This is a genomic window from Paenibacillus sp. ov031 (genome assembly GCF_900143165.1).
Classification (GTDB): domain Bacteria; phylum Bacillota; class Bacilli; order Paenibacillales; family Paenibacillaceae; genus Paenibacillus; species Paenibacillus marchantiae.
The window spans coordinates 180,727-192,965 of the sequence record NZ_FRDO01000001.1; the positions used below are offsets into that span (position 1 = coordinate 180,727).

A 12,239-nucleotide genomic window follows, 5' to 3' on the forward strand; every position below is an offset into this window, starting at 1 on the left:
CTGTGAAATCACGTGATCCATTAGCCGTGTCGCGGCGTTCCGCGTCTATCATACACGCTATGTTTATATTCTATGCCATTGCCTGCATCGTGCCGATCCTGCTTGTCTTCGCGATCTCATTCTCGGACGAGACGACGGTCATTGCAAACGGGTATAAGCTGATTCCGGAGAAGTTTAGCCTGACTGCCTATGAGTTTCTGTTCAAGGACATGGATCAGATCATCCATTCCTATGGCATTTCAATTATCGTAACCGTGATAGGTACAATAACGAGTGTTGCACTGACTGCATTGTACGCATATCCGCTTTCCCGAAGAGATTTGCCGTATCGTGGGTGGTTCGCCTTTTTCATCTTTTTCACCATGCTGTTCAATGGCGGTCTGGTCCCTTGGTATCTCGTCTATGTAAACGTACTGGATTTGAAAAACTCGATTCTGGCACTGATCATGCCGCTGCTGTTGTCGCCGTTCTTCGTGCTGGTCATGCGTACGTTCTTCGCTAATTCCATTCCGGTATCGATTCTTGAATCGGCACGGATTGATGGAGCGGGTGAATTGAGAACGTTTACACGTATTGTGCTTCCGCTCTCCCTTCCGGTGATGGCGACCGTTGCACTGTTCAGCACATTGAATTACTGGAACGACTGGTATCTCAGCATGATTTTTATATCTGATAACCGGACGATCAGTCTTCAGTACCTTATGTACCGGACGCTGCTCGATATTCAATATTTAACATCCAACTCCAATGTCTCTTCACAGATTTCGTCACAGGGCGGATTGCTAAATCTGCCGAATAAAACACTGCAGATGGCGATGGCTGTTGTCGGTATTGGTCCAATCGTACTGGCATATCCATTCTTCCAGCGGTATTTCATCAAAGGCCTAACCGTAGGCGCAGTGAAGGGATAACTCCGGCCGGTTAGCGGAGAGGGCAACGGATAATTGAAGATGGACCTGAGAGGGCATATACAAAAAGCAGCGAGTACAGACACGCCGGAGGGCCGGCAAGCGAACGGACTTTTGCAGATTGGGGAACATTGCGAATTGGGGCAATCGGTTGCAGGGTCCAACATATGACGGGAGGGGTTCACTTGGTTAGAACGTTTAAGGTATGGCCGCGTTTCGCGGCAGCAGTTATGGCGCTGAGCCTGGTGCTGGCAGGTTGCTCATCAGACAAAGGCGGAACAACACCGGAAGCACAGGGTGGCGGTGCAGCGGAGACTGGGGGCAAGCCCTATGAAGTGACGTTGTATTATCCAGGGACACCACAGAAAGATGTAGCTCTGGTGGAAGCCGAGATCAACAAAAAGATGGAGCCCAAGATCGGTGCAACACTCAAGATTAATGCGATCGACTGGGGGCAGTGGGATAACAAGCTGAATCTTATGATCTCTTCCGGCGAAAAATCAGACATTATTTTCACAGCTGCTTGGCAAAATTATACGGTCAATGTGGCAAAAGGAGCTTTCTTGCCGCTCAATGATCTGCTTGACAAGTATGGGCAGGATATCAAGAAAAATCTCGATCCAGCCTTTCTGGAAGGTTCTCAGGTGGATGGCGTAAACTATGGCGTTCCTACCAACAAGGAGTTAGCTGCGACGCGTGGTGTACTCGTACGCAAAGATCTGGCTGACAAATACAAGCTCGATCTGACCGCAGTAAAAACATGGGCTGACCTGGAGCCGCTGCTCAAAACAATCAAGGAAAACGAACCAGGCATCACTCCATTCTATATGTCCAATACCAATGGTAACGGGCTGTTAGAAAATCTGGACTGGGATTATCTTGGTGATGCATCCGTTCCAGGCGTCATCTCCAAAACAGCGGGTACAACGACGGTACTGAATGAAGTGGAGACCCCTGAATTCAAGGAAGCGGCTGAGCTTGCACGCAAGTGGTATCAGGCTGGATACATTAACAGTGATGCAGCAACTTCCAATGTATTCCCGAAAGATCAGGCGAAGGCAGGCAAGGCCTTCCTGTGGACCGATGGCATGAAGCCGGGCAAGGATAAGGAAGAAGAAGGGTATGTCGGATATCCATTGACCCAGATCGAGATGACACAGCCTACGATTACAACCGGAGATGCTTCCGGTGCGATGCTGGCGATCTCCCGTTCCTCTGAGCAGCCGGAGAAGGCGATGCAAGTCATTAACCTGCTGCATTCCGACAAAGAAATCAACAACCTGCTCAACTTCGGAATTGAAGGCACACATTATGTGAAGAAAGACGGCCAGGACAACATTATTACCTTGCCGGAAGGTGTAGATGCGAACAGTCGCACATATAATCCTGGTGCACAATGGCAGCTAGGTAACCAGTTCCTGAACTATCTCTGGGATAATGAAGATCCGCAGAAATGGGAAAAGTTCAAGGAGTTTAATGCCAAAGGCGTTAAGTCACCTGCACTGGGCTTTACGTTCAATAGCCAATCCGTCAAAAACGAAATTGCTGCGGTCAACAACGTGAACAAACAGTTCAAACCGGGTATGACCTCGGGTGCAGTAGATCCGAATGAGATGATCCCGAAATATCTGGAGAAGTTGAAAGCCGCAGGTATTGATAAAATCATTGCAGCCAAACAAGAACAGCTCGACGCATTCCTGTCGAAAAAGTAGAATTGAGTTGCAAAACCAAAGACGTTTTCGGTTAAAAACCGGAGCGTCTTTTTTTATTTGGATCGTAAACCATAATAAGGAAATATATGATATAATCAGGTGGTTGATTAGGGGGTGTTCGTGTGTCGAGAACCAGACTTGTGTTCTCTGCGATGTTATTGCTGTTTGGCATCATTTTTACGTTTAAGCATCACCTCGGTTTCTCTGTGGGGGACACGATGTTGTCTGCTATAGGCATGTCGCCTTATACCACATCCTATGTAAGTGGTGTGCATATCACGTTATTTTTTGGAATGGGTATATTAGCGTGCAGCTACTATCTTACACGCAAAGAAATCATGCCATTATATCCGGTTCTGGCCAAACGGCTCTGGCTGATCGTTCTCGCTATTGTTCTCAGTTATTCCTACATGACGGATAAATTGATGTATGTAGCCAAATGGGGGGCATCCGGTATCAATGGTGTTTCCTATGTCCAAAACGATAGCTCCTGTACCTATGATGTACTGGAAAATGGCATTACACGAGTAAACTGTGACCTGACACTCAAAAATTACACCAGAGAGCCTGTAGCAGCTGTGCTTTTGCCTGACTTGGCCCGCAGTTACAAACACCAGGATGATCCGCTCTATGAATCCCTGCAATCTGTCCAGCTGAAGCCTGTGCATATAGAGATTGAGCCGCATGGAACATTTAAAGGTCAACTGGCGTTTTCCGGTTTGGCTGCCTCCCCACTGCGAGTCAAAGGAAAGCTAACCGATATTGTAATGGATGTCGCCGTAGATGGAGAGAACACTGTGTTTGACTACGATATTCCATAATGATTTTGCGTTAGCAAGATAGAATGAATACATAAGAAGAGCATTGCGAATTAGAAGAAATTAATCAATATATAGTGTTTAGAAAGGAGCTGGCGGTTGTCAGCTCTTTTTTTGCGTGGAAGTTGCAATTAGTGCAGAAAAGTTGGTTTTGTCACCTTTATGTATGTATATGGTAACGCTTACGATATATAGACAGTCTCTTTAAAGAGATTAAGTCAGGAATAACAGATGTGCTGTGGAGCGGATTCGCCTAGAAAAAATAGTTTATGTTTAACGCTTTCATCGTTAAAATTAGATTCACTGACTAATGAAGGCAAGGTGAGGTAAGCAGATGTCATACCGGACGAATCTATTTTCCAAAATGGTCATTTTAATTCTAATTATGCTGGTTCCAGTCGTGCTGCTGTACTGGTATTCCAACCATAAAACGACAGCAGTTCTGCGGGATGAACTCAATCGCTCCAACAGTAACCAACTGGAATTTTTTCAAAATCAAGTGAACACACACATCGAGTTGTTATCCTCGTGGCCGAATCTGCTCATCCATGATCCTGATATTGCGAGCTTCCGGCGGATCTACGCCGACAGTAAATATTTCGATCTGGATACGATCAATTTGGTTAAACGTATTCAGAACAAGCTGAGCATCCAGGAGAGTTCATCCAACTGGACAACGAAACTGTACCTCTATTCGCCGACGCTGGGCAGAGTCATCTCTGAAAGAGATGCTGGCTATTATGATCAGCAGACGCTGAGAGGCAACATATCTTCCGGATGGAATGTTCGAAAGACTCAGGAAGGGGAAGATGATAAATTCATCTTCAGCTGGATCACCGTATCTCCGTACGGCATTAGCGATCCCGCAGCCAATGCGCAAACCGTGATTAAGCTAGAATTCGACAGTGACAACATTCGAGATATGTTGGACAAATTCAAGGACGATGGTCGCCATGATCCATTTTATTACCGGGAAGAGACGGGGGTCATCTATAACCGCACCTCGGATCGTGCCCTGACAGGTCAGCTGATGGACAAGCTGGCCATTGATAAGCTTAAGGATGTGGATAACCGGACGGTAGTCATTAACGGCGAGCCTTATATGGTTAATACGGTAAAGTCCAGCACGACCGGCTGGTATCTGGTCGATTACATGCCACTATCGGCTATTCTGAAGCCGATTCATCAATCTAATATACTGTTCTACTCAGCGATGATCTGTCTGCTATTGATGAGCTTTGCCGTAGCCTATCTGTTATATGTACAGGTCCAAGTTCCTGTCAAACAGTTGATTCGTGGATTCCAACGATTGAAGCAGGAGGATTATTCAGTCCGAATTACACCCAAAGGACGCAATGAATTCAGCTTTTTGTCCGAACGATTTAACTCCATGGTGGCGCAGATTCAGCAGTTGTTTGAACACGTGTACCTGGAACAGATTCATGTGCGTGAAGCCCGTCTGAAACAGCTGCAATCGCAGATTAATCCACACTTTTTCTATAATTGTTTCTCATTCATTACGAGCATGGCCAAGCTGAAGCGTGTCGATGCCGTCGTTGCCATGTCGCATAATCTGTCCCGATACTATCGGTATACGACGAGGCAGGAGCGTGATGTGGTACCGCTCACAGAGGAAATTGAGTTCGTCACCTGTTATCTGGAGATTCAGCAGATGCGTATGGACCGAATACGTTTCAAAATTGACTTATCGGAAGACCTCTTAAGGCAAGAGGTGCCTCCTCTAATCGTACAGCCACTGGTGGAAAATGCGGTCATTCATGGAATTGAAGCCGATGCCGAAGCTGGGGAAATACGGGTGTCCGGAGAACAGAGAAATGGCATGATGATTCTTACCGTAGATGACGACGGGCAAGGTATGGATGACTTGGCCCGGCAGATGCTGCTCCACAAACTCACAGGCGGTATGGACCAAGAGATGGGATGTGGGTTGTGGAACGTTAACCAGCGTCTTCAGCTCAGGTATGGGGAGCAGGCGGGAATTAGCGTCACGGAATCACCGCTTGGTGGGCTGCGTGTTACCTTGTCCTGGCCTACTGACGAAAAACATCTTATTGAATAGAAGGATAGAAATAGAGACGCCATATGACCACAGAATTAGAACTATAGAAAGAATGCACTGCATAACGAAGCAGATAGGGAGTGACTGTCTTGATTGATATTTTACTGGTGGATGATGAAACGTATGTAACTGAAAGTCTAGAATTGACCATTCCTTGGGGCGAGCTCGGGGTTACGACGGTTTTGCGTGCAGCATCTGGCAAGGAGGCGCTGCAGATCTTGGAAGAGAATGCAGTGGACCTTGTGGTGACCGATATTCGAATGCCGGGCATGTCCGGGCTGGAACTGGTGGAGGAGGTAAGCAGTCGATGGGCGCATATCCGCTGTATTCTGCTGACCGGGCATAGTGATTTTCAATATGCCAAAAAAGCAATTCAGCTGCAAGCTGCCGATTATATTCTCAAGCCAGTGAACGATGAGGAATTCATGGCTTCGGTCTCCGCTGCCATCACGTCCCTTCGGGATGATTGGGATGAATTTGATAAATACCATCGGTTGTTATATAGCCGGAAGTCAGATTATAAAATTTTGCGGGAGAATCTGATGCACGATTTGTTATTGGGCCGCGAGATTACAGCACGGGCACTGGGTGAACAGCTTGAGAAGTATGAGATTGTGCTTCAGCCGGATCAACCGGCAGTTATGATGCTAATTCGCCTTACAGGCCGGTTCTCGGCAATGGACCAGCAATCACTGGATTTGATGGAGTTTGCGGTTGGCAATATTGCCGAAGAGGTGTTTGGTCCCCAATTCAACGTATGGTTTGGACGAGGTCCTCATGAGAGTTTGGTCATGATGATACAGAATCAGGACTGGACAGAGCCTGCTCAGACCAATGTGGAAGAACTGAAACAGCCAGTTGGAACTTTCCGCGAGCATGTCATTCGATATCTGCAAGGCGATCTATCCATGGTGGTTACTGCACCGTTTCAATTTGCCGATCTGACAACCGCTTATCGTAAAGGTTTGGGATCACTCGTACTATCGGGTCCAGAGGAAAATACAATCATTTACATGGATAAAGAGCTGTCCAAACGACCGGAGAACGATGCGGCTCAAGCGCTTGAAGAGCTCTATAAGCCACCCGTTCTGCCTCAATTGCTTGAAACCAAACAGTGGGAGGCTGCGGCACGTAAACTGAATGCTGTCTTTGATGCAGCGGACCGTGTATGTCTCTCCAGAGAGCATGTATATGAGATGTATTTGTCAGTAACGAATGCTTTTATGTACATTGCGCACAAGCAGGGGCATCTCGTACATGAGATTGATCATGCGGGATTTGATCTGCTATTGGCACATCAGTTGATTCAATCACCTGACAAGCTTCGCCGCTGGGCGACTGAGATGCTTGCCAAGTTGCAGGAGGAGCTGTCGGATCAGGAAGGCGTGCAGAGTCGCAGACACGTCATCAAGCAGGTTCAGGAGATGGTAACCAGAGACGCAGGACAGGATCTATCCGTGAAGATGATCGCAGACAAGGTGTATTTGCATCCCGTTTATTTGTCCAAGATCTACAAAGCCGAGACAGGTGAGGGGCTGGGCGATTATATGATTCGCATGCGGATGGAGCGTGCATTGTATTTGCTCAAAAACACCAACAAAAAGATATACGAGATTACCAGTGAACTTGGGTACCAAAATCCGCAATATTTCAGCAAAATGTTCAAAAAACATTACGGCATGACACCGAATGAATATCGGGATCAGGCATAATTTCAACATCATTCCAATATATAGGTTGCCAAAGGTGCAGAAATCTTGTTTTCGTGACATAGGCTGAAAGACCCGGCAGGCCTATAATGAAAGGGTAACCAAAATGATTGAAGGGGGAACAACATTGAGAGCGAAATCCACGAAAAAGAGATTACTGTCGCTTCTCGCAACGGCGGTGTGTCTGACCGGCGTCCTTGCAGGCTGTACAGGAGGAAATAGCGGAGGAGATAGCGAGGCATCAAGTACGCCAGCTATTGAAAACGAATACAAAGAAAAATATGATCCTGCAGTAACGATTACAACGGCATGGGGAATTGATCCTGAGCTAAAATTCAAAAATGGCGAATCGATGGAAAATAACGTAGCAACCAAGTGGGCCAAAGATCAATTTGGCATCGACATCAAATCCTTGTGGTCTGTAACGGATACGAACAACGCATTTGCGACAAAACTTCGTCTTGCTATGTCATCCGGTCAGGAGATGCCTGAAGTGGTAATGGTAGGGGACAACCTGCTTGCACAGGATCTGATTGATTCTGGCATGTACCAGGAAGCGGGTCCGCTGTTCGACAAATACGCTTCCGACACATGGAAAAAAGCGATGGAGCAGGATCCCAATGTATGGAACCAGTATAGCCGTGACGGCAAAAGAATGGGTATTCCCGTACTGGACTATGCGTACAACAATGATTACCTGCTGTGGATTCGCCAGGACTGGCTGGACAAGCTGAATCTGGAGGCGCCAAAAACAATCGATGAACTGGAAAAAGTCATGGATGCGTTCAAAAATCAAAATCCGGATGGCTTAGCTCCAGATAAGGTCATTCCGCTCAGCATTGGTTTCAAAACATCCATGAACACATGGATGGGAGATCCATCCTGGATCTTTGGTGCATACGGAACATTGCCGTTCCAATGGAATGTAGCTGAAGACGGCAAGCTGGAGTATGGTTCCATCAATCCTGGCATGAAGCAAGGTCTGACCAAATTGAGCGAATGGCTCAAAAAAGGTTACATCCCGCAGGAAGCAGCATTGTGGGATGAAAACAAAACAGCCGAGCCAGCAGTGGCAGGTACAGCCGGTATTATCCCAGGTCCATACTGGATGAGTGGATGGCCGCTTCTGGATACAGTGAAAAATGTGCCAAGTGCCGTTTGGAAACCGATTGAAATCCCGACCGGTCCAGAAGGCAAAGCTATGCGTCATGGTACACAGTTTGTTAACGGCGTCATTCTGATCAAGAAAGACATGGAGCACCCTGAAGCGTTCTTCACGTATGAGAACTACCTGTTCGACAATTATGCAGACCCGGCACCGGGTAGCCAGTATGATAACGGTCTATTTGCAAAGTATGACTATCAATTGGATGCCAATGGCAAACAATTGCCGATTGACCAAATTGAAGGCGGATATGTGAACGTTGTACGTTATTTGCTCGTTCGTGACGGCGCCCGTATTCCCGATGCTCAGATGAAAGCCCTGCTCAATCTGGCAGATGGCAAAGAGCCTGAGACGAAGCTTGAGAAGGATGTTGCTGTCAACTACGGTAAAGAGACCCCTGCCGCAGCGAAAGTGTTGCTCAGTCAGGAAGAAATCTCCTACAAAAACATGTTCACAGGTCCTACAACAGCGACAATGAAATCCAAGCTGGACTACCTGAACAAAATTGAGAATCAAGCCTTCAACGAAATTATTTATGGCAAAAATCCGGTAGATGCGTTCGATACATTTGTACAAACGTGGAAATCGGGTGGCGGCGACCAAATCACACAAGAGGTCAACGAATGGTATGACAGTGTGAAAAAATAAGGATACAGCAGCGTGCAGACCAACCAGGTCTGTGCGCTTTTTTGTCGTTATGAGAGCCTGATTTGCTTCGGGGAGTTGCGGGTCAGCAGTGGATGAATGACTGGAATGACAGCGAGTCCAAACTGGTTGCTTTTGTGCCATTTATATTGCTTTTATGTGCTGTTTGACCTATGCAAACGGTTGATATAATCGCAGTATAAGCCGCTCAGGGAGCACTTGAGTAGGAAGAATTACAGGGGGAGCAATCATGAGAACTTTAAAACGAACTTGGCCATTTCACGTAATGCTGCTGCCAGCCATCATCTTTTTGATCATATTCAGCTATGTGCCTATGGGCGGAATCGTTATGGCATTTCAGAACTACAAACCATGGCTCGGCATCAGCGGCTCGGAGTGGGTCGGGCTAGATAATTTTAGATATTTGTTTGAACGCGAAGACAGCCTGCAAGTCATATGGAATACTCTGATCATTGCTGTACTCAAACTCATTTTTAACTTGTTTGTCCCGTTTGTGTTCGCGATTTTGTTGAATGAAGTTCGCAAGATGGCGATCCAGCGAACGATCCAAACCTTGGTGTATCTGCCTCACTTCTTGTCTTGGGTTATCCTGGGCGGAATTCTGATTGATCTGTTATCCACCGGAGGACTGGTGAACCGGGTACTCGGAACATTCGGACTTGGGCCATATTTCTTCCTTGGAGATAACAGCTGGTTCCGACCGACGATCATTCTAACGGATGTGTGGAAAGAATTCGGCTATAACATGATTGTCTTCTTGGCTGCCCTTGCCGGCATTAACCCAGCGCTGTATGAAGCAGCAGAGATTGACGGAGCGGGTCGCTGGAAACAGACACTGCATATTACCATCCCGTCTCTTGTACCGATGCTGATGGTGGTTGGAACACTGGCACTGGGTAACGTGCTTAACGCTGGGTTCGATCAGATTTTCAATCTGTACAACCCGCTCGTATATCAAACGGGCGACATTATTGATACATTCGTTTATCGCTCGGCGCTGGAAAACGGAGAGATGGGCTTCGCGACCGCAATTGGATTATTTAAATCGGTCATCAGCATGGTCTTGATCCTTGTATCATACAGCTTAGCCAAAAAATACGCCGGATACCGCATATTCTAATCGAATGAACAGAGAAAGAAGGGACCACGATGTATCATAAATCAACGCCTTATCGCGTGTTCAATGTCATCAATATTTGTTTTCTCATTTTGGTTGCCATTATGTGTATTGTACCGATGATTCACGTTCTGGCTGTATCCTTCAGTAACAAGGCTGCCGCAGATGCCAATCTCGTTAACCTCTGGCCGGTAGGGTTCTCACTTGAAGCATACAAAAAAACGATGAATAACCCCATTTTCCTAAACTCTCTCTGGATTTCCTTGCTTCGGACAGTCATTGGTACGGGAATTACGTTGCTGATCACCTTTTTGGCAGCGTACCCGTTGTCGAAAGAAAATAATGAATTTAAAGGAAGAACCGTCTATTCATGGATTTTTGTTTTTAGTATGATCTTCAATGGGGGACTCGTTCCCTTCTATATGGTCATCCAGAAGATCGGCCTGATGGATTCCTTCTGGGTGCTGGTGCTTCCGGGAGCGGTTAACACCTTCCTCGTTATTCTGATGCTAAACTTCTTCCGGGGTATTCCGAAAGAGCTTGAGGAAGCGGCGCTGATGGATGGAGCCAATCACTTCAGAACGTTGTTCAGTATCTTCCTGCCGATTTCCATGCCATCTATCGCAACGATTGCATTGTTCAGCATGGTGTTCCACTGGAACTCATGGTTTGACGGATTGCTCTACATGAACAATGCCAAGGATTATCCGCTGGCCACTTTCATGCAGACCGTAATTATCAAACGTGATATGAGTACGATGGCCATGAACCCGAAAGAGATGGAAACCATTTCTCAAACCACAGTAAGAGCGGCACAAATTTTTATTGGAAGTGCGCCAATCCTCATTGTGTATCCATTCCTGCAGCGCTTCTTTGTCAAAGGTATGACCTTGGGTTCAGTTAAAGGCTAAACCTGCATCTAAATTAAACGGAGGTTGATGAAGTGAGCAATTTAAAGGAAGAGGCATTCGTTCTCGGAATGGATGTGTCATTTATGGATGAAATTGAGCAGCATGGTGGGACCTATCGTGATGAGCATGGGCAGCAGGCGGACTTGCTGACCCTTCTCAAGCTGGGTGATGCCAATGCAATCCGGTTGCGAATCTGGAATGATCCTGTAGGCGGATTCTGTAATCTGGAGCGGACGGTAGCGGTAGCCAAACGGATCAAGGAACAAGGATTACAATTTTTGCTGGATTTTCATTATTCGGATCGCTGGGCTGATCCAGCCAATCAATGGAAGCCGAAGGCATGGGAGAAGCTGTCCTATGAGGAACTACAACGTGAGGTATGTACCTATACGGCGGATGTGCTGAGAACACTCAAGGAGCATGATGCATTGCCGGACATGGTGCAGGTGGGGAACGAAATAACACCTGGCATGTTATGGGATGAAGGACATGTTGGTGGGGAAGAGCATGATACCGATGAACAGTGGGAGCGTTTTGCTGGACTTGTGAAGTATGGCATCGCTGCTGTTAAATCGGTTGATTCGGAAATCAAAATTATGATTCATATAGACCGCGGTGGTGATAATGCGGAGAGTCGCAAGTTTTATGATCGGTTTGAGGCGCTAGGTGTGGAGTTCGATATCATTGGGCTCTCATATTACCCTTGGTGGCATGGAACACTGGATGCACTGCGGGATAATCTGCATGACTTGGCTGAACGCTACGGCAAACCAATCAATGTTGTTGAAACCGCTTATCCTTGGACATTGGAGCAGCCTGAAGGTCACGAGTGGATTCTGAATCAGGAAGAACTGTTACTGCCCGGGTATCCGGCAAGTGTGGAAGGACAGACACGTTATCTGAAGGATTTGCTGCAGATTATTCGTGAGGTTCCCGGCGGTCTAGGAGCGGGATTCTATTACTGGGAGCCTGCCTGGATTCCTAGCAAGGAAGAGTGGTCTGTTGGACATCCGAATAACTGGGGCAACCTGACGATGTTTGACTTCAAGGGTCAGAAGTTGCAATCGTTTTCAGCGCTGAAGGCTGGAGAGGGAAATGACACTACATTGGATGAGCAGCCGAGTGCTGCATTGATCAAATAGATAATTAAAAT

Annotated in this window: 9 protein-coding genes; all 9 read left to right on the top strand. The window is 46.8% G+C overall.

The features are described 5' to 3' along the window. Positions 1–2 precede the first annotated feature (2 nt). The 9 genes from BUA17_RS00800 to BUA17_RS00840 all read left to right on the top strand — a co-directional run bounded on the left by BUA17_RS00800 (position 3) and on the right by BUA17_RS00840 (position 12,228). Positions 3–911, top strand: coding sequence for a carbohydrate ABC transporter permease (locus BUA17_RS00800; protein WP_053783705.1), 909 nt, complete (start codon positions 3–5; stop codon positions 909–911). A gap of 182 nt (positions 912–1,093) precedes the next feature. Continuing rightward, a complete protein-coding gene (locus tag BUA17_RS00805) occupies positions 1,094–2,620 on the top strand; it encodes an ABC transporter substrate-binding protein (RefSeq protein ID WP_072732337.1) in 1,527 nt (508 codons plus the stop codon). A 122-nt stretch (positions 2,621–2,742) separates the two neighbouring features. After that, the gene (locus BUA17_RS00810) at positions 2,743–3,441 is read left to right on the top strand and encodes a hypothetical protein (RefSeq protein WP_072732338.1); all 699 of its coding nucleotides are present in this window, start codon (positions 2,743–2,745) and stop codon (positions 3,439–3,441) included. Between the two features lie 331 nt (positions 3,442–3,772). Then, entirely contained in the window at positions 3,773–5,518 is a 1,746-nt protein-coding gene (locus BUA17_RS00815; RefSeq protein ID WP_072732339.1) for a sensor histidine kinase, read from the top strand. Positions 5,519–5,607: 89 nt separating this feature from the next. Then, positions 5,608–7,230 (top strand): response regulator, encoded by a 1,623-nt coding sequence (locus tag BUA17_RS00820; RefSeq protein WP_072732340.1) that lies wholly within the window; start codon positions 5,608–5,610, stop codon positions 7,228–7,230. A gap of 124 nt (positions 7,231–7,354) precedes the next feature. Beyond that, positions 7,355–9,040, top strand: a complete 1,686-nt coding sequence (locus BUA17_RS00825) for a type 2 periplasmic-binding domain-containing protein (RefSeq protein ID WP_063564727.1) — start codon at positions 7,355–7,357, stop codon at positions 9,038–9,040. A gap of 247 nt (positions 9,041–9,287) precedes the next feature. Continuing rightward, on the top strand, positions 9,288–10,178 hold the full coding sequence (locus BUA17_RS00830; RefSeq protein WP_062321959.1) for an ABC transporter permease: 891 nt from the start codon (positions 9,288–9,290) through the stop codon (positions 10,176–10,178). Between the two features lie 29 nt (positions 10,179–10,207). Then, the gene (locus tag BUA17_RS00835) at positions 10,208–11,086 is read left to right on the top strand and encodes a carbohydrate ABC transporter permease (protein WP_064639146.1); all 879 of its coding nucleotides are present in this window, start codon (positions 10,208–10,210) and stop codon (positions 11,084–11,086) included. A 32-nt stretch (positions 11,087–11,118) separates the two neighbouring features. Next, positions 11,119–12,228 carry a glycoside hydrolase family 53 protein gene (locus BUA17_RS00840; RefSeq protein WP_083584537.1) on the top strand — a complete coding sequence of 370 codons (1,110 nt, stop codon included), beginning with the start codon at positions 11,119–11,121 and terminating at the stop codon, positions 12,226–12,228. The last annotated feature ends 11 nt before the right edge of the window (positions 12,229–12,239 follow it).